Origin of the sequence: Arthrobacter sp. CC3 (assembly GCF_039907775.1) — a bacterium.
In the GTDB taxonomy this organism is placed as follows: domain Bacteria; phylum Actinomycetota; class Actinomycetes; order Actinomycetales; family Micrococcaceae; genus Arthrobacter.
The window spans coordinates 1-20,955 of record NZ_JARCCY010000045.1 but is presented as its reverse complement, the minus strand read 5'-3'; the positions used below and the strand labels follow the sequence as shown (position 1 = coordinate 20,955).

Below are 20,955 nucleotides of genomic sequence, written 5' to 3'. Positions count from 1 at the left end.
CTGGACCGGGGCCTTTTGCGTTTCTACGGCGGGTTGCGTGTCCGGCTGCGCGCCGGCCGGGGTGGCAGGATGGGCCCATGGCGGAGAACAGCAATCACGACGTGGTCATTATCGGTGGCGGACACAACGGCTTGGCGGCTGCCGCCTATCTGGCCAAGGCCGGACAGGACGTCCTGCTGCTGGAGAAACTGGACCACGCCGGCGGAGCGGCCGTCTCCGCCCGGGCGTTCGACGGCGTCGACGCCCGCCTTTCGCGGTATTCGTACCTGGTGAGCCTGCTGCCGCAGGAAATCATTGAAGACCTGGGACTGCGCATCAGGCTGGCGCGGCGCCGCTACTCGTCCTACACGCCGGACCCGGGCAGCCCCGGCCGCGGCCTCCTGATCGACAACGGGGATGCGGCGGCCACGGCGGCGTCCTTCGCTTCAGTGGGTGCCCCGGCTGCCGAAGCCGCGGCCTTTGATCGCTTCTATGCGGAGTGCCGGAAGCTCACCGGGGCGCTGTGGCCCACCATGACGTCGCCCCTGCCCACCCGCTCCGAGGCCCGGCAACTCGCTGAAGCCGCCGGTGCCGATGATGTGTGGGAGTCGGTCATCGAGCGGCCCATCGGCGAAGCCATCACCCGCGGCCTGCAAAGTGACCTGGTGCGCGGCGTGGTGCTGACGGATGCGCTGATCGGTACGTTTGCCAGGGCAGACAGCCCGGACCTGCAGCAGAACATCTGCTTCCTGTACCACCTCCTGGGCGGCGGAACCGGAGACTGGGATGTGCCCATAGGCGGCATGGGGACTGTCTCCGGCGAACTGGAGCGAGCCGCCCGCGAGGCCGGCGCCACCATCCTGACCGCCGCCGAGGTCACCCGCGTCCGGCCCGGAGGCACAGTTCATTACCTCCACGACGGCCAGGAACGCTCTGCCTCCGCCGATTGGGTGCTCTCCAACGTGGCTCCCGTGGTGCTGGACCGGCTGCGCTCGCCCGAGCCGATGCCGGGCCCCGGTGCCGCCGCGGGTGCGGGCCCCGGTGCCGGTGCGGGTGCGGGTGCCGGTGCCGCCGCGGCGGCACCTGTGAACCCCAACCACCTCCGCGAGGGTTCACAAGTCAAGGTAAACCTCCTGCTGAAGCGCCTGCCTCAGCTGCTGGACCGCAGCATCAGCCCGGAGGCGGCCTTCGGCGGCACCTTCCACATCAACGAAACCTGGACCCAACTGGACGACGCCTACCGGGCCGCCGAACAGGGAACGGTCCCGGACCCGCTGCCCTGCGAAATCTACTGCCATTCGTTGACCGATCCCAGCATCCTCTCCATGGAGCTGCAGGCCTCCGGCGCCCACACCCTGACGGTCTTCGGACTCCACGTGCCGGACAGGCTGGTCACTGCGGAGAACAACGAGGCGATGCGGACGGCGCTGCAGGCCGCCGTCGTAAAATCCCTCAACTCTGTGCTGGCGGAACCGATCGAGGATCTGCTGCTGACCGGCGCCGACGGAACGCCGTGCATCGAAACCAGGACCACGCTGGATATCCAGCGCGCCGTGGGCATGCCGCGCGGCAACATCTTCCACGGCGGACTCGACTGGCCGTTCATGGAGGACGACGCCCCGCGGGACACTCCCGCCCGGCGCTGGGGCGTGTCCACCGACGATCCCCGCATCCTGCTGTGCGGCTCCGGGGCCCGGCGCGGCGGGGCGGTGAGCGCCATCGGCGGCCACAATGCAGCCATGGCCGTGCTGGAATCCCTGGCGCTGGCGTCCGAGGGTTTGACGTCCTAGGGATTCGCTGGCTTGGGTGCGCCTGAACGCCCGCGGCTGACGTCCGCTCCGGCCTGGCGGTGGAGGGCCAGGCTGTCCGCGGTGCTCAGCAGCATCAGCACCGCGATGGCCAGGAACGCGCCGCGGTACGGCGCAACGGGGTCCGCTCCGAAGGCGCCGGGGGCGGCGAAGAGCCGGAGGAACAAGGCTCCGACGGCGATGCCCGCACCGGCCGCCAGTTGGACCAGCGTGGCCGAAATGGCGTTGGCCGACGGCAGCTGTCCGCGAATGATGTCGGCGTACTGGATGGAGGCGTAGGCCGAGAATCCGATGGAGCGGAACGCGCCGCTGCAGACCAGCAGGGCGAAGATCAGCGGCTCCGGGGTTCCGGCGTCCAGCAGCGCGCACAGGCCAAAAGTGAGGGCCGAGGCAAGGGATGCGAAGACGAGGACGGGCTTGAAACCGAACCTGCGGATCAGCGGCGTGGTTGCGGGTTTGATGCCGATGTTGCCGATGAACACCGCCGCCACCATAACGCCGGCGTGCAGCGGATCCCAGCCGAAGCCGTCCTGGAACATCAGCGGCAGCAGGAACGGAACCGCGCTGATGGTCAGGCGGTAAATGAACCCGCCGGTGGACGTTGCGCGGAACGTCCGGGTGCCGAAAACATTCAGCTGGAACAGCGGATTGGTGGTGCGCCGCAACCACAGGACTGCCCCGGCGATAAACACCAGGCCCGCGGCCACGCTGATCGCCCCGAACGGTCCGGAGGGGTGCGCCGTGGCCAGTTCGAGCCCCACCACCAGGGCCCCGACACCGCCCGTCGTCAGCAGCAGCCCCACCCAGTCAAGGCGGCGGGACTGGTCCCCGGCTCCCTGCGGAACCAGGCGAAGGGCCGCAATAAACGCGGCAAGGCCCAGCGGGATGTTAATCAGGAAGATCCAGTGCCAGGACAGGAAGGTGGTTAGCGCCCCGCCCACCAGCGGCGCCAGGACCGGCGCCAGCAGCCCGGGCCACACAAGGTAGGCGGTGGCCCGGAGAAGGTCCTCCTTGGGTGTCCTGCGCAGCACCACGAGCGTGCCCACCGGCACCATCATGGCCCCGGCTGCACCCTGCAGGACACGGCTGACGGTGAGCATGGTGAGGTCCTGGCTCACCGCGCACAGGAACGAGGCGACGGTGAACACCGCAATGGCGGCACAGAAAACACGGCGGGCACCCACGCGCTCGGCCAGCCAGCCGCTGACCGGAATGCCCATGGCCACGGTCATCAGGTAGGCCGTCATGGTGATGTTGACGTCGGCCGGAGCCACGGCGAAGTCTGCCGCGATGCTGGGGATGGCCGTGGTCAGCACGGTGCCGTCCAGGAACTCCATGAAGAACGTGGCTGCAACCAGCAGGGCCAGCCGCGGCTGCCACTCCTGGCGGACAGCCGACGCGGCGCTGCTCTGGGATTCGCTCATGGCTCCTGGCCTGGACTCATTCGCCGATCCTATAGGCGTGCCAGGCACGGTGCCAGAATAAGTCCGCCCCTTACGCGGACCGCCGGAGGGGGCCTACCCGGCCTGTCCCAGCACGAGGGGAAGGACGGCACCGGCACCGGCGCGGCGCAGTGCCCGGCCTGCAACCGTGACCGTCCAGCGGCTGTCAGTAAGGTCATCCACCAACATGATGCTCTGACCCTGGATGCCGGCCATGGCGGCCTCCAGCTCCGGTCCCACAACGAGCCGGTCCCAGACTCCGGCCAGCCGGTAGGCGCTGTTGCCCCCGCGTCCGCCGGTGGGCCCGCCGTGTTCCAGCTGCAGCTGGCCCAGGTAGGGTATGCGGCCGATACCGGAAATTCCGCGCGCCAGCGAATCGACCAGGGCCGGCTTGCTGCGCGACGGAATGCTGACGATGGCTGCCGGGCGTCCGACGCCGCTCCAGCCGGGGCTGCGTCCGTTCCCGGCGCCCCATTCGCGGAGCACCTGCACGCAGGCCTGCAGCATGGCGGGGTCCACCTCGCGGTCCCCCGCGCCGGAGGCAAAGATCTCCCGCAGGGCGCCGCCCCAGCCGAGGTCGGTCAGGCGGGCCAGCACGCGGCCCTCGGCGAGGCTCTCCTCCGGTTTGATCTTGCCCTTGACGGTGACCCCGAGCCGGTCCATGCCGCTGGGCCACTGCAGCCGCGGTTCCAGTGCCATGCCGGCACGGCTGAGCGTCTGGCCGGCCGCTTCTGTGGCCGCGGATGCGATGTCGGACGGGAACCAGCGTCCGGCGCAGTTGTCACAGCGGCCGCACGCACGGGCTGTTTCATCGTCCAGGACGGAGGTGATGTATTCCATCCGGCAGCCGGCGGTGTCCTGGTAGATCACCATGGAGTCCTGCTCGTCCACACGGGCCTCGGCGATGCGGGTGTACCGGTCGGCGTCGTAGCTCCAGGGCTGGCCGGTGGAACGCCAGCCGCCGCCCACCCGCTCCACGGCCCCGTCCACGGACAGGACCTTGAGCAGCAGTTCCAGCGGTGTGCGCCGCAGGTCCACGCGCGCTTCGAGGGCCACCGTGGACACAGCCGAACCGGCCTCGGCCAGCGCGGTCAGGACGGCCGCGGCCTTTTCCTCCGACGGCATGGATGCGGTGGCGAAGTACTGCCAGATGTCACGGTCCTCGGAGCCGGGCAGCAGCAGGACGTCGGCGTTGGCCGCGCCACGCCCCGCGCGGCCTACCTGCTGGTAGTAGGCCACCGGAGACGACGGGGCGCCAAGGTGCACCACGAAGCCCAGGTCCGGTTTGTCGAATCCCATGCCCAGGGCCGACGTGGCCACCAGCGCCTTGACCTGGTTGTCCTTGAGGAGCTGTTCCGCCCGTTCGCGGTCCGCGGGATCGGTGCGGCCGGTGTAGGCGAGGACCTCATGGCCGGCTTCGGCGAGCAGCCGGGCGGTGTCCTCCGCCGCGGAGACCGTCAGGGTATAAATGATGCCGCTGCCGGGCAGGTCCGCCAGATGGGTCAGCAGCCAGCCCAGGCGGTCGCGGGAATCCGCCAGCTGCAGCACGCCGAGCCGGAGAGATTCACGGCCCAGGGCGCCGCGGATGGTCAGCACGCCGTCGCCCAGCTGCTCTTCGATGTCATGGACCACCCGGGAGTTGGCGGTGGCTGTGGTGGCCAGCACGGGGACGGTGTCCGGCAACTGCGTGATGAGGTCCGCGATGCGCCGGTAGTCGGGACGGAAGTCATGGCCCCAGTCGGAGATGCAGTGTGCTTCGTCAATCACCAGGAGCCCGGTGCGGCGGATCAGTTCGGGCAGCTGGTTCTCCCGGAACGACGGGTTGGTGAGCCGCTCAGGGGATACGAGCAGCACGTCCACTTGGTCCGCGGCCAGCTGCTCGCGGACGGTATCCCATTCGAGCTGGTTGGCGGAGTTGATGGCAACTGCACGGACTCCTGCCCGGGCAGCTGCCGCCACCTGGTCCCGCATCAGGGCCAGCAGCGGCGAAACGATCAGCGTGGGACCGGCCCCGCGGCGCCGGAGCAGCAGCGATGCCACAAAATAGACGGCCGATTTTCCCCAGCCGGTGCGCTGCACCACAAGGGCGCGGCGCCCGCCGTCGACCAGTGCTTCAATCGCCTCAAACTGGCCGTCATGGAAGCTGGCCTCGGGATGTCCTACGAGGCCGCGAAGAACTTCCAGGGCCTGGGCATGGGTCCCCTGTCCACCCGCGGGGAGATCGGCGGAAGCGGAAAGGACAGCAGCATTCTGGTTATTGGCCATTGATTCAGTATCCCAGCCCCCTCCGACAGCCGCGAAGCCGGGTACCGGGCCATGTGGACGGCGCGCCCGCGTAATGCAACTACTCCTCCACAGCCATTTTGCGCTTCACCGTAAGATGGAACGCGTGACTAGCGACCAGACAAAGACTTTTGACCTTTCGGCATCGTTCAAGGCCTACGACGTGCGCGGCATTGTGGGCGAGTCAATCACCGCCGAAATCGTCGAAGCCGTAGGCGCCGCATTCGTGGATGTCCTGAAGCTCGAGGGCCAGACGGTCCTGGTGGGCGGCGACATGCGCCCCTCCTCCCCCGAGTTCAGCAAGGCATTCGCCAACGGTGCGGCCACCCGCGGAGCCAACGTCCAGCTGCTGGACCTCATCTCCACCGACGAGCTCTACTACGCCTGCGGTGCGCTCAATGCCGCCGGGGCAACGTTCACCGCCAGCCACAACCCCGCCGAATACAACGGCATCAAGATGTCCAAGGCCGGCGCCCAGCCCATTTCGTCGGAATCCGGCCTGAAGGAAATCCAGGCCCGCGCGGAGGACTACCTCCACGCCGGCTCCATCCCGGCCGCAGGCAAGCGCGGCCTCATCGGGGTTCACGATGTCCTGAAGGATTACTCCGAATACCTCCGCAAGCTGGTGGACCTCAAGGGATCCCGCCCGTTGAAGGTGGTAGTCGACGCCGGTAACGGCATGGCCGGCCTGACCACCCCTGCGGTCCTCGGCGACGCCCTGCTGCCCAAGCTGCCGTTCGACATCATTCCCCTCTACTTCGAACTGGACGGGTCCTTCCCGAACCACCCGGCCAACCCGCTCGAGCCGGAAAACCTGCTGGACCTGCAGGCCGCCGTCGTCGAACACGGTGCGGACATCGGGCTGGCCTTCGACGGCGACGCCGACCGCTGCTTCGTCATCGACGAGAAGGGCAACCCCGTGTCGCCGTCGGCCATCACCGGCATGGTGGCCCGCCGCGAGATCGCCCGCGCCAAGGCCCAGGGCGAGGAAACGCCCACCATCATCCACAACCTGCTGACCTCCAAGGCGGTGCCGGAACTCGTGGCGCACGACGGCGGCCGCGCCGTCCGCACGCGCGTGGGCCACTCGTTCATCAAGGCAGTCATGGCAGAGGAAGGCGCCGTCTTCGGCGGCGAGCACTCCGCGCACTTCTACTTCCGCGATTTCTGGAACGCGGACACCGGCATGCTCGCCGCGATGCACGTCCTGGCCGCCCTCGGTGAGCAGGACCGCCCGCTGTCCGAACTCGGCCACGAGTACGAGCCCTACATCTCCTCCGGCGAAATCAACTCCGAAATCGAAGACAAAGCCGGCGCCGTCGAGCGGGTCCGCGCCGATTTTGCCGGTGAAGACGTCGACGTCGACATGCTGGACGGCAGCACCTTCACGGCCCGCGACGGCAGCTGGTGGTTCAACCTGCGCCCTTCCAACACCGAACCGTTCCTTCGCCTTAACGCCGAGGCCACGGACCGGCCCACCATGGAACGCATCCGCGACCGCGTGCTTGCCCTGGTCAACGGCTAGGCCGCCCGCATGACTGAACGTTCCGGAACGTCCTGGCGGGACTCGGTGCCAGAAGCTACGGCCACCGACCTGGAAAACCTGCTGGGCACCGGCGTCGGCGCTGCCCAGGAGCAGCTGGGGCGCAACGGCGGTTTCCTGCCGTTCGCCCTGGTGGTGGAGAACGACGGCGAGGTCCGCCTGGTCGCCGTCACTCCGGCTGACGCTGAGGACGGCGCCGAGGGCGACTTCGACGCCGATACGATGATCAGCGACCTCACGGAACTGCTCCGGCAGAACCGGGACGACTTCCGGGCAGCGGCGGTGGTCTGTGACATCACCCTGCTGGAAGAAGCGACGGACGCCATCCACCTGGCGGCCGAGCACCGCGACGGATCTGTTTTCGCCGCGGTGCTGCCCTACGAGCCCAACGCCGAGTCACACGAATGGGAGTTCGGACAGCTTGCAGCTGATTCCAGCGAACCCGCGATCTGGGTGGACTAGACCTCCAGTGGGTTGCTGACATGAAGATCAATGCGTTCGCGGACGTAAGCCTGCGCGCCATGATGGTGCTCTCGGCGGCCCCGCAGGGCACCTTGCTGACCACGCAGAGCATCGCCGATGCCGTGGGAACGCCCTACAACCATGTCAGCAAGGCCATGGCGAAGCTCCGCGAACTTGGCATGATCGACGTCGAACGGGGACGTAACGGCGGGTCGCGGCTGAATGACGCCGGACGGCGGGCCACCGTCGGGCAGCTCCTGCGGCAGTTGAATACCCGGGCCGATCCGGCCGACTGCCATTCCGTGAATGGCGACTGCCCGCTGATCAACGAATGCAAGCTTCGCGGCGCCCTGGCCCGGGCACGCGAGGCTTTCTACCGCGAACTCGACGACATCGTAGTGTCCACCCTCCCCGGTACGCGCCAGATGGCGCCGGTTTTCCAGGCGATCGGGCTCCGCCCCGGGCTCTGATTCCCCGCCGATTTTGAATTCTTTTCTACGACGTGTAGAACTTAGGTATAAATACTCGTATTTCAAATACATGTATTGATCGCGGTCCGGACAAAGACCCGGGCCCTTACCTCAGGAGTACACATGCTCTCGGACAAATCCCGCCCTGTCATTGAGGCCACCCTGCCGCTGGTCGGATCCCGGATCGGCGACATCACCCCCAAGTTCTACGCACGGCTCTTCGGCGCGCACCCGGAACTGCTGGACGGACTGTTCAGCCGTTCCAACCAGCGGTCGGGCAACCAGCAGCAGGCCCTGGCCGGAAGCATCGCCGCTTTCGCCACGCACCTGGTGAACAACCCCGGAACCCTCCCGGAAACCGTGCTTTCCCGGATCGCCCACAAGCACGCCTCCCTGGGCATCACCGAACCCCAGTACCAGGTTGTCTACGAGCACCTCTTCGCCGCCATCGCGGAGGACCTCGCCGAGGTCATCACCCCGGAAATCGCCGAGGCCTGGACCGAGGTCTACTGGCTCATGGCCGACGCCCTCATCAAGATCGAAAAGGGCCTCTACGCCGTCCAGGCCAACGACAAGATGTGGACCCCGTGGCGCGTTGCCGCGAAGACGCCCGCCGGCACCGGCGCCATGACCTTCACCCTGGAACCGGCCGACGACACCCCGATCACGCCCGCCCTTCCCGGCCAGTACGTCAGCGTCAAGGTCCAGCTCCCGGACGGCCTGCGCCAGGTCCGCCAGTACTCCCTCTCCGACGACGCCGGCACCAGCCGCACCTTCACCACCAAGCTCGACGACGGCGGCGAGGTCTCCCCCGTGCTGCACAACGGCGTCGAGGTCGGCGACATCCTGGAGATCTCCAACCCGTACGGCGAGATCACGCTCAAGGAGGGCGACGGCCCCGTGGTCCTGGCTTCGGCCGGTATCGGCTGCACGCCCACGGCGTCCATCCTGCGGTCGCTGGCTGAGGCCGGTTCCGACCGCCGGGTGCTGGTGCTCCACGCGGAAAGCACGCTGGAAAGCTGGGCCCTGCGCGGGCAGATGACGGACGACGTCGAGCGCCTCGAGGGTGCCGACCTCCAGCTCTGGCTGGAAGAGCCGCAGGCGGGTGCGAACGCCGGCTTTATGTCGCTGCGCGAAGTGGACCTGCCCGCCAATGCCTCGCTGTACCTCTGCGGCCCCCTCCCGTTCATGAAGCACATCCGCAACGAGGCCATCAACGCCGGCATCCCCGCGACGAAGATCCACTACGAAGTCTTCGGCCCGGACATCTGGCTCGCTTCCTAGAGTCAGAGGCGGGAACGACGGCGGCGCCGCACCTTTTCGGAAAAGGTGCGGCGCCGCCGTCGTTGTCTCTGTTTGTCCCCAGCTGATTAGCTGTGGTCCGCCATGCGTTCCTTCAGGCCTTCCAGCTCGGAGCGCAGGGCCTCGGGCAGGGAGTCGCCGAACTTCGCGTACCACTCTTCGATGGAGGCCAGCTCGGCGTCCCACTCCTCGCGGTCGACGCGGACGGCGTCTTCAACGTGGGCGTGGGTCAGGTCCAGGCCGGTGAGGTCCAGCGAGTCGCCGGTCGGCACAAAGCCGATCGGGGTCTCAATGGCGTCCGCCTTGCCTTCCAGACGCTCGATGGCCCACTTGAGGACACGGGCGTTGTCGCCGAATCCGGGCCAGGCGAATCCGCCGTCGGCGGTGCGGCGGAACCAGTTGACCAGGAAGATGTGCGGCAGGCGCTCCGGGTTGGCCTTGCCTGAGACGCTGATCCAGTGCTTCAGGTAATCGCCTGCGTCGTAGCCGATGAACGGCAGCATGGCCATGGGGTCGCGGCGGAGCACTCCGACCTGTCCGGCAGCGGCGGCCGTGGTCTCCGAGGAGAGCGTGGAACCCATGAAGATGCCGTTGGTCCAGCTGCGCGCCTGGGTCACCAGGGGCACAGTGGTCTTGCGGCGGCCGCCGAAGAGGATGGCGGAGAGCTCAACACCCTCGGGGCTGAAGTACTCCTCGGCCAGCATGTCGATCTGCGAGATCGGCGTGCAGAAGCGGGAGTTCGGGTGGGCGGCCGGCTTGTCCGAATCCGGAGTCCAGGAGTTGCCCTGCCAGTCGGTCAGGTGCGACGGAACGTCGTCGGTCATACCCTCCCACCACACACCGCCGTCGTCCGTGAGGGCAACGTTGGTGAAGATGCTGTGGCCCTTGGCGATGGCGCGCATGGCGTTGGGGTTGGTGCCCCAGCCGGTGCCCGGGGCTACGCCGAACAGGCCCGCCTCCGGGTTGGTGGCGCGCAGTTCGCCTTCCTTGCCGATCCGCATCCAGGTGATGTCGTCGCCAAGGGTTTCGACTTCCCAGCCCTCGATGGTCGGATCGAGCAGGGCGAGGTTGGTCTTGCCGCAGGCCGAGGGGAAGGCCGCGGACATGTAGTACGACTTCTTCTCCGGCGAGGTGAGCTTGAGGATGAGCATGTGTTCCGCGAGCCAGCCCTCGTCCCGGGCCATCACGGAGGCGATGCGCAGGGCGTAGCACTTCTTGCCCAGCAGGGCGTTGCCGCCGTAGCCAGAGCCGAAGGACCAGATGGAACGCTCCTCAGGGAAGTGCACGATCCACTTGTCCGGGTTGCAGGGCCACGCGACGTCGGCCTGGCCGGGGGCCAGCGGGGCGCCCAGGGAGTGCAGGGCGGGAACGAAGAACGCGTTCGTCGCCGTGATCTTGTCCAGCACCTCAGTGCCGATGTTGGCCATGATGCGCATGGAGGCGACAACGTAGGCGCTGTCCGTGATCTCCACGCCGAACTTGGGATCTTCGGCATCCAGGTGGCCCATCACGAAGGGGATGACGTACATGGTGCGGCCGCGCATGCAGCCTGCGAACAGGCCGCGAAGCTTCTGCTTCATTTCGGCCGGTGCCATCCAGTTATTGGTGAAGCCGGCGTCACGCTTGTTCTCGGAGCAGATGAACGTCTGCTCTTCAACGCGTGCCACGTCCGCAGGATCGGAGAACGCAGCGAAGGAGTTCGGGAACAGCTCCTGGTTCAGCCTGGTCAGCGTTCCCGCCGCCACGAGTTCATCCGTCAGCCGGGTGTTCTCTTCTTCCGTTCCGTCAACCCAGTGGATCCGGTCGGGCTGGGTAAGTTCTGCAACCTCTTCGACCCATGCCAGCAGGCCAGCATGTGTGGTGGGTGCTTTCTCAAGCAGCGGCAGTCGTGCGAGATCGCCCATTGCGGTTCCCTTCCTCGGGTTCAGTGGTGTGTCCTAAATGCTAGGGCTCTAGACCACTGCATATTTTGAGTCAGACATGGGATGTCCGGGCGGCAAAAAAGCAAAAACCGCGGAAAATCAAGGAAACAGATCTAGCAATTCACCCCTTTTTGTGAGTAAGGTCACATAGACCGGTCTAGTCGTGCAGATTACACGCGTTTCGATTTGGAACTCCACCGGAACTCGCGTAAAGTAATTCGAGGTTCGGGGGTGAACGAAAAACTCCCGGAGCCGAGAATGCGCCCATAGCTCAGCTGGATAGAGCGTCTGTCTACGGAACAGAAGGTCAGGGGTTCGAATCCCTTTGGGCGCACAGAAGAAGAAAGATCCGCACCGGTTCGCCGGTGCGGATCTTTTTTTGTTTCCGTTTGTTTCAGCTACGGACCGGTGCGGCGCCCTCCGGCTGCCTACTTCTCTATGACCTCGTAGATGCGGTGGCGGATGCCGTCGAAATGGTGGGCAAGCCGTTCAGCGGCCAGCGCCTTGTCCCCGCCTGCCACGGCCTCGTAGATGCGGCGGTGCACTGCCGCCATCTCACCGAGGTCCTCGGCACCGGCGCCGACCTCCAGATGGATCTGCCGGTACACCTTCCAGAAGACGGCCAGCAGGCTGATCAGCAGCGCGTTGTTGAGCGGCTCGAACAAGCGCCGGTGAAATTCCGCGTCAGCCTCCACAAACGGCTCCCCGGCGGCGGCGAGTTCCTCCATCCGGGTCACGGACTCCTCAACCGCTGCGAGCTGGCCGGCGGTCATCTTGTCCATCGCGCTGCCGATCAGGCCTGATTCCAGCGCCTGACGGACATCCACCAGCTCCAGCGCCTCATCGCCCTTATGCCGCAGCGACAGCCTGCCACGGAATGTCATGCCGTCCGCCAGCGCATCAAAGTTGCTGGGCGCCACGAACATGCCGAATCCGTGGCGGATCTCGACGACGCCGAGCGCCTGCAGGACCTTGAGGGATTCACGAAGGGTATTGCGGCCCACGCCCAGCGCGAGGGCCAGTTCGTTTTCGGTGGGAAGCGGGTCACCCGCCTCAAGCTCGCGCTCCAGGATGAGGTCCATGATGTCCGCCTGCAGAGCGCGGAGCCGGGCCTGGGCGCTGAAGCGCGCCTTCGAAGCGACGCCTGATGTAGTCATGGTTCCCCTAACCGAGTGTCCTGAACCACTGTGCTGAGTGGGTCACAGAAAACAATATTGGATGTCCCACCTTCTGTTAAGTTCCCGCGCTAAACACGGTCCCGGTTCCCCGCGCGCATCCCCTGCGATTCGTCCCGCGGATCGGGGCCTTCGCCGGGCGTAGTCTGGTGCCATGACGGCCAGAGTTGAACGAGAATTCGATGTCATTGTGATCGGCGCCGGAGCCGTGGGGGAAAACGTCGCGGACCGCGTGGTCCAGGGCAGCCTGACCGCGGTCATCATCGAGGCGGAGCTGGTGGGCGGCGAATGCTCCTACTGGGCCTGCATGCCGTCCAAGGCGCTGCTGCGCCCTGGGACGGCCCTCCATGGCGCACAGACAGTGCCCGGTGCCGGGGAGGCCGTCACGCGCACCCTGGACGCCTCCGCCGTCCTCAAGCGCCGCGACTATTTCACGTCGAACTGGCAGGATGGCGGCCAGGTCAAATGGCTCGAGGACACCGGGATCGAACTGATCAGGGGCCGCGGCCGCCTTACCGGTCCGCGAGCCGTCGAAGTAGCCGGGCGCGACGGTGTCAGCTACCAGCTCGCGGCGAGGCACGCCGTCGTGCTCTGCACTGGTTCTGCCCCCACGGCGCCGCCGGTTGCCGGTCTGGCAGGGCTTGGATATTGGACCACCCGCGAGGCCACGTCCGCACGCAGCATTCCGCGCAGCCTGGTGGTCCTCGGCGGCGGGGTGGCCGGGACGGAGCTGGCGCAGGCTTTCGCCCGGCTGGGCTGCGCTGTGACGCTCGTGGCGCGCGGCGGGCTGCTCAGCATGTATCCCAAGGATGCCGCAGACCTGGTGCTGGCCGGTTTGCGGGCCGACGGCGTGGACGTCCGCCTCAACACCGGCACGGAGCGGGTCAGCAAGGGCGGAGGCGGCTCCTTCACCGTTGACCTGGCCGACGGCGACAGCATCACGGCTGAACGCCTCCTCGTTGCCACCGGCCGCCACCCTGCGCTGGACGGGCTGGGGCTGGAAACAGTGGGGCTTGGTTCCACCGACGGCAAAGTGCCGCCGCTCCGTACGGACACCACGGGCCTGGTGGCGGGGATCGACGAAGGCGCCGGCACCGACGGCGACGGCGACGGCGGCTGGCTCTACGCCGTGGGAGACGCGGCCGGCCGGGTGATGCTGACGCACCAGGGCAAATATTCGGCGCGGGCTACGGGAGATGCCATCGCGGCGCGGGCCAAAGGCGAGCTGAAGGGGGCGCCGGAGCCGTGGAGCCGCTTCGCGCAGACCGCCAACGAGCATGCCGTGCCCAACGTCGTGTTCACCGACCCTGAGCTGGCCAGCGTGGGCCGGTCCGCGGAGCAGGCACAGAAGGACGGCTACCGGGTCTCCTCAGTGGAGCTTCCCATCAGCGTCGCGGGGTCTTCGCTGCATTCGGAACACTACGCGGGCTGGGCCCAGCTGGTGGTGGACGAGGACCGGAAGGTGCTCCTCGGCGCTACCTTCGCCGGCCCGGACGTGGCGGAACTCCTGCACGCCGCCACCATCGCGGTGGTGGGCGAGGTGCCGCTGGACCGGCTGTGGCACGCCGTGCCGTCCTATCCCACGGTCAGCGAAGTGTGGCTGCGCCTGCTGGAGGAGTACGGACTCTGACTGTTTGGTCACACCTCGCCCAATCTATTTGAACTGACCAGTCAGTTTAGTTAGCCTTGTAGCAGACACCCACTGCGAAAGGCTTCCATGCTCTCGGTTCGACAGCTTCACGTGAACGGCCGGCGGGACGATCTGCTCCCTCCCACGTCGCTCCAGGCTCGGCGCGGCGAACTGCTCCTGGTTTCCGGCACGCGCCAGGACCAGAGGACCGCACTGGCGCTCGTCCTGAGCGGGCGGATGAAACTCTCCTCCGGCGAGCTCCTGTGGGACGGCCGGGCGAAGACGAAGCACCTCCGGGCGGCCAGCTCGCTCGTGGACGCGCCGGGCGTCAACGAACCGGAACAGCACCTGAGCGTGCGGGATCTCGTCACGGAAGACCTTGCGCTGATCCCGCGGCGCTATCGCGGCGCACTCCTCAGCAAACCGTGGCTCAAGGTCAACCGGTTCGAGGACATCGCCGGTCTCTGGACGGAACAGCTGGCCCCGGCCAAGCGCATCGAACTGCTCACCGCCCTCGCGCTCGCCAACCCGCACACGGACCTTCTGGTGGTGGACTCCCCCGACCGCCATAGCGCGGATCCCGCGGACTGGCTGCCGCGGCTCCGGGAGCTGGCGTACGACGGCGGCCGGCCGCTCGCCGTCGTCGCCACCGTGGCTGCCCTCCCGGAGACCTGGACGGGCCCCGGCGCGGTGATCGGCAACGCTGTGCCGGACAAAGACTCCAGCCCCGAAAACGAAACAGAGGACGCAAAGTGACTGTGCTGCGGCTGGCCCGCTCCGAACTCAAGCGCATGACCGGCGGGCTGCTGCCCAAGCTGACCGTCCTTGCCCTGACCATGGTTCCGCTCCTGTACGGCGCGGTGTATCTGTATGCCAACTGGGATCCGTACAGCAACCTGGACCAAATCGATGCGGCCCTGGTAGTGGAAGACACCGGCGCCACCTCCAGCGACGGGACGCAGCTGCAGGCTGGCCGGACCGTGGCGGACAGCCTGGTGGACGGGCACGTGTTCAACTGGCAGTCCGTGGATTCCGCCGAGCAGGCTGACCAGGGCGTCAGCAGCGGCAAGTATGCCTTCGCCCTCAAGATTCCAAAGGATTTCTCCGCCAACCTCGTTTCCCCCGGCAGCTTTGACGCCGCCAACCAGGCCATGCTCAACGTGACCACCAACGACGCCAACAACTACCTCCTGAGCACCATCGTGGACAAGCTGACCACGGCCGTCCACTCAAGCGTGGCCAAGGAAGTGGGCGAGGAAACCGCCAACCAGCTGCTCACCGGCTTCGGCACCATCCACACCCAGATGGTCAAAGCCGCCGACGGCGCCGGCCAGCTTTCTGACGGCGTGACCAGGCTCCACGACGGCACGGTCACCCTGCATGACGGCACCTCGCAGTTGAGCGCCGGCGTCGGTGAGCTCTATGCCGGACAGGTTAAGCTGCGCGACGGCGCCACCCAGCTGGACGCCGGCGCGGCCCGGCTCAGCGACGGACTCGGGCAGCTGAAGGATAAGACAGCCTCGCTCCCCGCAGACTCACAAAAGCTGGCCGACGGTGCCGCGCAGGTCGCAGCCGGAAACGCCACGTTGAACACCAAGGTGCAGGACGTCGTCGGTCAATTGAACGCCGCGGACCAGGGGCTGCGGAACCGTGTGGTGGAGTCAAACGGCAGGCTGCTGGCCGCCGGAATCATCACCCAGGCGCAGGCGGACAGCATTCTCGCGGACTTCGACGCGGCAGCAGCCTCCGGGCCGGTGGCTGACACCAAGGCGAAGATCCAGTCCGACGCCGCGCAGATCCAGCAGCTCGCGGACGGCTCCGCCGCCGTCAGTGCCGGTGCCGCCAAACTGGCAGCGGCCACGCCCGCCCTGACGGGCGCCATCGCCCAGGCGTCCGCCGGCGCGGACCAGCTCCATACCGGGACTTCTGCCTTGGCGGCCGGCGAACAAAGTGCCGTTGACGGCACCGCGAAGCTCGCCGAAGGTGCCGGCGCGCTCGACGGCGGTGCGGCACAGCTTGAGGACGGCGCCGCCACGGCCGCCAGCGGGGCAGGCACCCTGGCCTCGGAACTGGCCAAGGGGGCCGGCCAGGTGCCCAACCCCGATGACGCGCAGAAGAGCAGCCTGTCCAAGGTGATGGCTGATCCAGTGGCCGTCAGCAATATCTCGCAGGCGAAAGCCGGGTCCTACGGGGCAGGCCTGGCGCCCTTCTTCCTTACCCTTGCCCTCTGGATCGGCATCTTCATGCTGATCCAGGCCATGCGGCCCATTACGCAGCGGGCGCTGGCGTCCAACGCGCCGTCATGGAAGATCGCCCTGGGCGGCTGGCTGCCGTTCCTCGCCGTCTCGGTCGTCCAGGCGAGCCTGCTTACCCTGGTGGTGGACGTGGCGCTGGGCCTCAACCCCGCCCACCCGGTGCTGATGTGGCTGTTCATGCTGGCGGCCGCGATGGCGTTCAGTGCCATCATCCAGGGCGTCGTCGCACTGCTTGGGTCCCCGGGGAAGCTGGTGGTGCTGATCCTGCTGGTGCTCCAGCTGGTGTCATCCGGCGGCACCTTCCCCTGGCAGACCACTCCCCCGCCCCTGCACGTGGTGCATGAGATCCTCCCCATGGGCTACGTGGTGACCGGCATGCGGCACCTGATCTACGGCGCGGACCTGTCCATGATCCTGCCAACCGTGGCGGGCCTGTTTGGCTACACTGTGCTGGGGGCCGCGCTGTCAACGCTGGCCGTCCACAAGCACAAGTTCTGGACCTTGAAGTCCCTGAAACCGGAGATCGCCGTATGAGCATGCAGGAAGCCGGCGAAAAGAAGCTCCGGCCGGCCCGTACGAATGCCACCAAGCAGAAGTTGTTCGATGCCTCCATGGAGCTGATCGGAGAGCGTGGCGCGGCCGGGGTCACCGTGGACGAGATCGCGGCGGCAGCAGGCGTCTCCAAAGGCACCGTGTACTACAACTTCGGCAGCAAGTCCGATCTGATCGCCCAGCTGCTGCGCCACGGCGTGGACATCCTGCATGCCCGGCTGCTGAGCGTGCAGGACTCCTCTGCCGATCCGTTGGCGGCCATGGACGGAATGATCGGCCAGGCCATGGACTTCATGGCCGAGTACCCGTCCTTTGCCCGGCTTTGGGTCAGTGAGAACTGGCGGATTCCCAGCGAATGGCAGGACACCTTTGCCGAGCTCCGCGGCCGCCTCCTCGAAGTGATCGGCGCCGCCATCGAGCGCGTCGCGGCGCAGTACCCCGTGGATGAATCCATCTCTCGGGGCAGCCTGGAAACGGCCATCTTCGGCGCCTGCTTCGTGGTGGGCCTGGACCGCCAGACCTACAACCCCGAACGCACCCGCGAACAAAGTGTTGCGGCCATTATGGCAATCATGCGTGGCTACGTCCGGAAGTAGCCCGCATCGGGGAAGATTAGTCACATGCGCCACATGGGTAACAGCGGAAGGACAGCCATCGTTGCGGCTTTCGCCGCTGCGGTCCTCCTGGTGCTCTCCGCGATCACGCTTGAAGAGGCCGTGCTGTACACGTTCCTCGGGGCCGTGGCGGTGGGATACCTTGCCTCGGTCATCCAGGTGGTGGCCCGGGGACGCAACCTGGCCCTCCTGGCGGGAGGCGTCGGGACCAGCCTGTTCATCGGGTTCGCCATCGCCTTCCTCCGCATGTGGGGACTGGCGTTCACGGCCGAGCCGGACTCGCTGGGAGCGGCTGTCACCACCCAGGACTCCGACATCTACTTCTACCTCGCCGCTGTTTCCGGCGTCGGAACGCTCCTGGTGCTCTTCGCCGGCGCTGTGTGGCCAGCCGGCAAGCGGCTCCGGTCCGGCCGCGATCAGTCCAGGCGCACGCAGCCGGTCCGGCGCAAGCCCGCAACCGCTGCCCGGCGGCCAGCGGCCCGTCCGGCCGCGGGCACCACTTACGGGCGCGTCCCCGCGTCCCGGTCAGGTGCCGTCCGCGCTCCGGCGGCCAAGCGGGCGCCGTCGGCGGCGGCCAAGTCGCCTAAATCCCCGGCAAAGGCCGCATCACGGCGTTGAGCATGCCATCGTCGCTGGCCCGAGGTGGCCCCGTTCCGGCCCGGCCGGAGTACGGCGATAGCAACCCCGGCCAACAGGAGGAGTCCGCCAGCCACCTCGGCCGGTGAAGGGACCTCGCCCAGGACCAGCCACGCCGTCGTCATTCCCACCACCGGGACAAGCAGGGTGAAGGGAACCACCGCCGACGACGGATACATGCCCAGGAGCCAGTTCCAAATTCCGTAACCCACCAGGGACCCAAGGACTGCCGTGTAGATGGCGCTCAGGATGGTGACCACTTGCAGGCCGGCCAAGGTCCCGCCCACGGCGGCCGGGCCGTCGATCAGCAGTGAGAGGCCGATCAGGGGCAGCGGAACCACCGCACCGGACCATACAACGAGCCCCAGGCCGGAGGATGCCCTGGCCTGCCGGGCAATGATGTTGCCGGCCGCCCAGGACAGCGCCGCCGCCAGGACAATGATCAGGGGAAGGACAGGGGCCACCATGCTGCGGCCCACTGCCACCACCGCGAGGCCGGCCACCCCGAGGACGACGCCGGTGAACTGCCTGCCGCTGGGACGTTCCCCCAGGATTCCGGCAGCCAGCAGAACGGTAAGCAACACCTGCGCCTGCAGTACCAGGGAGGCCAGCCCTGCAGGCATGCCCAGCGCCATGGCCAGGTAGAGGAGTCCGAATTGTCCGGCACTCATGAAGAGGCCGACGCCGAGGATGGCCCGCCAACTGACAGCGGGCCTGCGGATGAAGAAGATCCAGGGGAAGACAACCAGGATGAAGCGCATGGCTACAAAAAGCAGGGGCGGCACTTCCATGCCGTCTGCGTGCAGGCCGAGGTCGATCGCAACGAAATTGGCGCCCCACAGGACGGCCACAAGGACCGCCAGTGCGGAATGTCGAAGGTTCACTCTGCGGGCTGCGGGTTCAGGAAGTCCGTGTCACCGGGCTCGTTCTCAGAGATTCCGGGGCCGCTCTCCGGGAGTCCCGTCCCCACGGCGGTCAGGCACGTCGTCACGGACCGCGTCGCGGTCGGCAACATCGCGCTCCGTCGCATCACGGTCGGCATCCTCACCCTGGCGAGGTGTTCCCGACTCAGGTGTGCCCGGCTCGGTGGTGCGCGGCTCGGTGGTGCGCGGTTCAGTGGTGCGCGGTTCAGTGGTGCGCGGTTCAGGTGTGCCCGGGGCGGCGGGGACGGCGTCTCCGCGCCCGCGGGTTCCGGCTTCGGCGCGCGTCTGCGGCTCGGCAGGAGTGGTCTCAACGTGCCGGTCGGTGTCGTGCCGGTCGGCTTCGTGCCGGTCCGCGTCATGGCGGTCGGCATCAGGCCGCTCAGCGGTGACTACGTCCGGATCAACCTCGTCGGCTTTACGCAGCTGCTCCTGCGACGAGGCCCGCACACGTTCGGCTTCTGCTTGCTTCTCGCGGGCGTCGCGGCGCAGGCGCTCTGCCTCGACTTCGGCCTGCTTGGCGTCGGCTTCGGCACGTGCTGCTTTGGCCTCGCGTTCCCGCGCTCCAAGCTCGTCGGCCATGGCTTTTTCACGGATCTCCGCGGCCCGGTTCCGGTCCGCCTCCAGCTTGCGCTTCCGGTTGAAGAACAGCACCGCGGCAATGATCGCAGCCACCACCACGACACCGATAATGATCCCCACAAGCTGTCCTGAGTCCACGTTGTTCTCCTCTTAACCGGGCACTGATGAATATCTCCAGTAAACATCACAAACCCCGCACTGGCCATGAACCGCACGCCAGCGGGCAGGGTTTTCCTAATGCGCCCGGGGCACCTTGAACCGCGTAAGCCGGGCGTCCTGGCCGTCCAGTTCAGCCCAGGTTTTTTCCGTTTCCAGCACGGTCAGTCCGCTGGTGGGAAACCGGGTGGCGGCGTCCATGTAGGCGTCGTGGTTGGAATCGCGGGACGCCAGGTGCATGGCAAGGTCCTGGACGCCGGGCATGTGGGAGATCACCATCAGCGTGGTCACGGTGTCCGGGACATGGTTGATGACCTTCAGCATGCGCAACGCGGAGGCGCCGTAGAGGCCGTCCTCGAGTTTCGGCGTCGGGGCTTGGTCCCCCAGTTCAGCGCACACCCACGTGCACGTCTGCCGGGTCCGGAGCGCGCTGGAGCAGAGGATGAAATCGGGAATCACTCCGTGCTTGCGCAGCCATTTGCCGGCCAGCGGAGCTTCACGGTGTCCGCGCTCTTCCAGCGGACGCTCGTGGTCCGGCACGCCTCCGGGCCAGTCTGCCTTGGAGTGCCGCATGAGGATCAAACGCCTGATGTGATGCTCGCTCATGCATCAATCCTAGTGCGGCGGCCCTGCCCCGCAGGGCACGGCCGCCCTGCACAGGGTTTAGTCGTCCAGGACGAAGGTCACTTCCAGCACGACGTGCCAGGCGACGACGGCGCCGTCAGCGATTTCGACTTTCTGCTCCTTGACCCACGCCCCCGTGACACCCCGAAGTGTCTTGTTGGCGCGTTCGATGCCCTCCTTGATGGCGGCATCAAACGACGTCTTGGAATTTGCGCTCAGGGTGGTAATGCGTGCTACAGACATAGTTCCTCCTGATAGTCGGATAAACGATCAGAGCCTACGCCGCCGGACCCCAGGCCAACAGGGCCATTGGGCCATATGAACTAAGCCGCGGAGGCACATACACAGAGGTCCGAACGCGCAAAGAGCCGTCCAGCCAAGTGAGGGCGCTGCAGCGTAGCGGCACATCCCGAAAGCGCCGTTGTTGCGTGAGGAACGAGTGCAGGCGCCGAGGGATCGTGCCGCGAAAGCGAAAGCGCCCGTCCCCAGTCAAGGGAACGGACGCTTTGCGCAGGATTGAAGACTAGTGTCCCGCGCCTGAAATTCGGTTCAGAAGTCGGCCGATGGATTCGAGGATCTGTTCTGCTGTCTTGGTCCAGG

General features: G+C 67.0%; 18 protein-coding genes and 1 tRNA gene. 11 read left to right on the top strand and 8 right to left on the bottom strand.

Features of this window, described 5'->3' with window-relative positions; genetic code table 11:
- The first annotated feature begins 77 nt into the window (after positions 1-77).
- The gene (locus PV761_RS20270; protein ID WP_347899441.1) at positions 78-1,769 is read left to right on the top strand and encodes an NAD(P)/FAD-dependent oxidoreductase; all 1,692 of its coding nucleotides are present in this window, start codon (positions 78-80) and stop codon (positions 1,767-1,769) included.
- On the opposite strand, the gene PV761_RS20265 is transcribed toward PV761_RS20270, so the two are convergent.
- On the bottom strand, positions 1,766-3,211 hold the full coding sequence (locus PV761_RS20265) for an MFS transporter (protein ID WP_347899440.1): 1,446 nt from the start codon (positions 3,209-3,211) through the stop codon (positions 1,766-1,768). The genes PV761_RS20270 and PV761_RS20265 overlap by 4 nt on opposite strands.
- Positions 3,212-3,304: 93 nt before the next feature.
- Complete coding sequence (locus PV761_RS20260; RefSeq protein WP_347899439.1) at positions 3,305-5,494, bottom strand: RecQ family ATP-dependent DNA helicase; 2,190 nt, start codon at positions 5,492-5,494, stop codon at positions 3,305-3,307.
- A 124-nt stretch (positions 5,495-5,618) separates the two neighbouring features.
- Here PV761_RS20260 and PV761_RS20255 point away from each other — a divergent pair, with 124 nt between their 5' ends.
- From PV761_RS20255 to PV761_RS20240, 4 genes are all read left to right on the top strand, one after another.
- Positions 5,619-7,037: a phosphomannomutase/phosphoglucomutase gene (locus PV761_RS20255; protein WP_028271058.1), complete on the top strand. Its 1,419-nt coding sequence runs from the start codon at positions 5,619-5,621 to the stop codon at positions 7,035-7,037.
- 9 nt (positions 7,038-7,046) lie between these two features.
- Positions 7,047-7,517, top strand: coding sequence for a hypothetical protein (locus PV761_RS20250; RefSeq protein ID WP_347899438.1), 471 nt, complete (start codon positions 7,047-7,049; stop codon positions 7,515-7,517).
- A gap of 20 nt (positions 7,518-7,537) precedes the next feature.
- Entirely contained in the window at positions 7,538-7,987 is a 450-nt protein-coding gene (locus tag PV761_RS20245; RefSeq protein ID WP_347899437.1) for an Rrf2 family transcriptional regulator, read from the top strand.
- Positions 7,988-8,110: 123 nt separating this feature from the next.
- On the top strand, positions 8,111-9,271 hold the full coding sequence (locus PV761_RS20240; RefSeq protein ID WP_347899436.1) for a globin domain-containing protein: 1,161 nt from the start codon (positions 8,111-8,113) through the stop codon (positions 9,269-9,271).
- 86 nt (positions 9,272-9,357) lie between these two features.
- Here the strand turns inward: PV761_RS20240 and PV761_RS20235 are convergent, their stop codons facing one another.
- The gene (locus PV761_RS20235) at positions 9,358-11,193 is read right to left on the bottom strand and encodes a phosphoenolpyruvate carboxykinase (GTP) (RefSeq protein WP_347899435.1); all 1,836 of its coding nucleotides are present in this window, start codon (positions 11,191-11,193) and stop codon (positions 9,358-9,360) included.
- A 278-nt stretch (positions 11,194-11,471) separates the two neighbouring features.
- Here PV761_RS20235 and PV761_RS20230 point away from each other — a divergent pair.
- A tRNA-Arg gene (locus PV761_RS20230) sits at positions 11,472-11,545 on the top strand.
- Positions 11,546-11,639: 94 nt separating this feature from the next.
- Here PV761_RS20230 and PV761_RS20225 read toward each other — a convergent pair.
- Entirely contained in the window at positions 11,640-12,368 is a 729-nt protein-coding gene (locus PV761_RS20225; protein ID WP_347899434.1) for an FCD domain-containing protein, read from the bottom strand.
- A 172-nt stretch (positions 12,369-12,540) separates the two neighbouring features.
- Between PV761_RS20225 and PV761_RS20220 the strand changes: the two genes are divergently transcribed.
- From PV761_RS20220 to PV761_RS20200, 5 genes are all read left to right on the top strand, one after another.
- Positions 12,541-14,016 (top strand): NAD(P)/FAD-dependent oxidoreductase, encoded by a 1,476-nt coding sequence (locus PV761_RS20220; RefSeq protein WP_347899433.1) that lies wholly within the window; start codon positions 12,541-12,543, stop codon positions 14,014-14,016.
- 87 nt (positions 14,017-14,103) lie between these two features.
- Positions 14,104-14,772 carry an ABC transporter ATP-binding protein gene (locus PV761_RS20215; protein WP_347899432.1) on the top strand — a complete coding sequence of 223 codons (669 nt, stop codon included), beginning with the start codon at positions 14,104-14,106 and terminating at the stop codon, positions 14,770-14,772.
- On the top strand, positions 14,769-16,805 hold the full coding sequence (locus tag PV761_RS20210) for a YhgE/Pip family protein (RefSeq protein ID WP_347899431.1): 2,037 nt from the start codon (positions 14,769-14,771) through the stop codon (positions 16,803-16,805). Before PV761_RS20215 ends, PV761_RS20210 begins: the two co-directional genes overlap by 4 nt.
- Complete coding sequence (locus tag PV761_RS20205) at positions 16,802-17,419, top strand: TetR/AcrR family transcriptional regulator (protein WP_028271067.1); 618 nt, start codon at positions 16,802-16,804, stop codon at positions 17,417-17,419. The genes PV761_RS20210 and PV761_RS20205 overlap by 4 nt, the downstream gene beginning before the upstream one ends.
- A gap of 24 nt (positions 17,420-17,443) precedes the next feature.
- Positions 17,444-18,055, top strand: coding sequence for a hypothetical protein (locus PV761_RS20200; protein ID WP_347899430.1), 612 nt, complete (start codon positions 17,444-17,446; stop codon positions 18,053-18,055).
- On the opposite strand, the gene PV761_RS20195 is transcribed toward PV761_RS20200, so the two are convergent.
- The 4 genes from PV761_RS20195 to PV761_RS20180 form a co-directional block, all read right to left on the bottom strand.
- Positions 17,938-18,957 carry an EamA family transporter gene (locus tag PV761_RS20195; RefSeq protein WP_347899429.1) on the bottom strand — a complete coding sequence of 340 codons (1,020 nt, stop codon included), beginning with the start codon at positions 18,955-18,957 and terminating at the stop codon, positions 17,938-17,940. The genes PV761_RS20200 and PV761_RS20195 overlap by 118 nt on opposite strands.
- A 45-nt stretch (positions 18,958-19,002) precedes the next feature.
- Entirely contained in the window at positions 19,003-19,713 is a 711-nt protein-coding gene (locus PV761_RS20190; RefSeq protein WP_347899428.1) for a hypothetical protein, read from the bottom strand.
- Positions 19,714-19,809: 96 nt separating this feature from the next.
- A complete protein-coding gene (locus PV761_RS20185) occupies positions 19,810-20,337 on the bottom strand; it encodes a histidine phosphatase family protein (protein WP_028271069.1) in 528 nt (175 codons plus the stop codon).
- A 57-nt stretch (positions 20,338-20,394) separates the two neighbouring features.
- Complete coding sequence (locus PV761_RS20180; RefSeq protein ID WP_028271070.1) at positions 20,395-20,598, bottom strand: dodecin family protein; 204 nt, start codon at positions 20,596-20,598, stop codon at positions 20,395-20,397.
- Positions 20,599-20,955 lie beyond the last annotated feature (357 nt).

Excerpts from the sequence above, each read along its gene's own strand:
- PV761_RS20235 (WP_347899435.1), bottom strand. The coding sequence starts at position 11,193 with ATGGGCGATCTCGCACGACTGCCGCTGCTTGAGAAAGCACCCACCACA.
- PV761_RS20185 (WP_028271069.1), bottom strand. The coding sequence starts at position 20,337 with ATGAGCGAGCATCACATCAGGCGTTTGATCCTCATGCGGCACTCCAAG.
- PV761_RS20220 (WP_347899433.1), top strand. The coding sequence starts at position 12,541 with ATGACGGCCAGAGTTGAACGAGAATTCGATGTCATTGTGATCGGCGCC.
- PV761_RS20270 (WP_347899441.1), top strand. The coding sequence starts at position 78 with ATGGCGGAGAACAGCAATCACGACGTGGTCATTATCGGTGGCGGACAC.
- PV761_RS20215 (WP_347899432.1), top strand. The coding sequence starts at position 14,104 with ATGCTCTCGGTTCGACAGCTTCACGTGAACGGCCGGCGGGACGATCTG.
- PV761_RS20205 (WP_028271067.1), top strand. The coding sequence starts at position 16,802 with ATGAGCATGCAGGAAGCCGGCGAAAAGAAGCTCCGGCCGGCCCGTACG.
- PV761_RS20200 (WP_347899430.1), top strand. The coding sequence starts at position 17,444 with ATGCGCCACATGGGTAACAGCGGAAGGACAGCCATCGTTGCGGCTTTC.
- PV761_RS20240 (WP_347899436.1), top strand. The coding sequence starts at position 8,111 with ATGCTCTCGGACAAATCCCGCCCTGTCATTGAGGCCACCCTGCCGCTG.
- PV761_RS20250 (WP_347899438.1), top strand. The coding sequence starts at position 7,047 with ATGACTGAACGTTCCGGAACGTCCTGGCGGGACTCGGTGCCAGAAGCT.
- PV761_RS20245 (WP_347899437.1), top strand. The coding sequence starts at position 7,538 with ATGAAGATCAATGCGTTCGCGGACGTAAGCCTGCGCGCCATGATGGTG.
- PV761_RS20260 (WP_347899439.1), bottom strand. The coding sequence starts at position 5,494 with ATGGCCAATAACCAGAATGCTGCTGTCCTTTCCGCTTCCGCCGATCTC.
- PV761_RS20180 (WP_028271070.1), bottom strand. The coding sequence starts at position 20,598 with ATGTCTGTAGCACGCATTACCACCCTGAGCGCAAATTCCAAGACGTCG.
- PV761_RS20225 (WP_347899434.1), bottom strand. The coding sequence starts at position 12,368 with ATGACTACATCAGGCGTCGCTTCGAAGGCGCGCTTCAGCGCCCAGGCC.
- PV761_RS20265 (WP_347899440.1), bottom strand. The coding sequence starts at position 3,211 with ATGAGCGAATCCCAGAGCAGCGCCGCGTCGGCTGTCCGCCAGGAGTGG.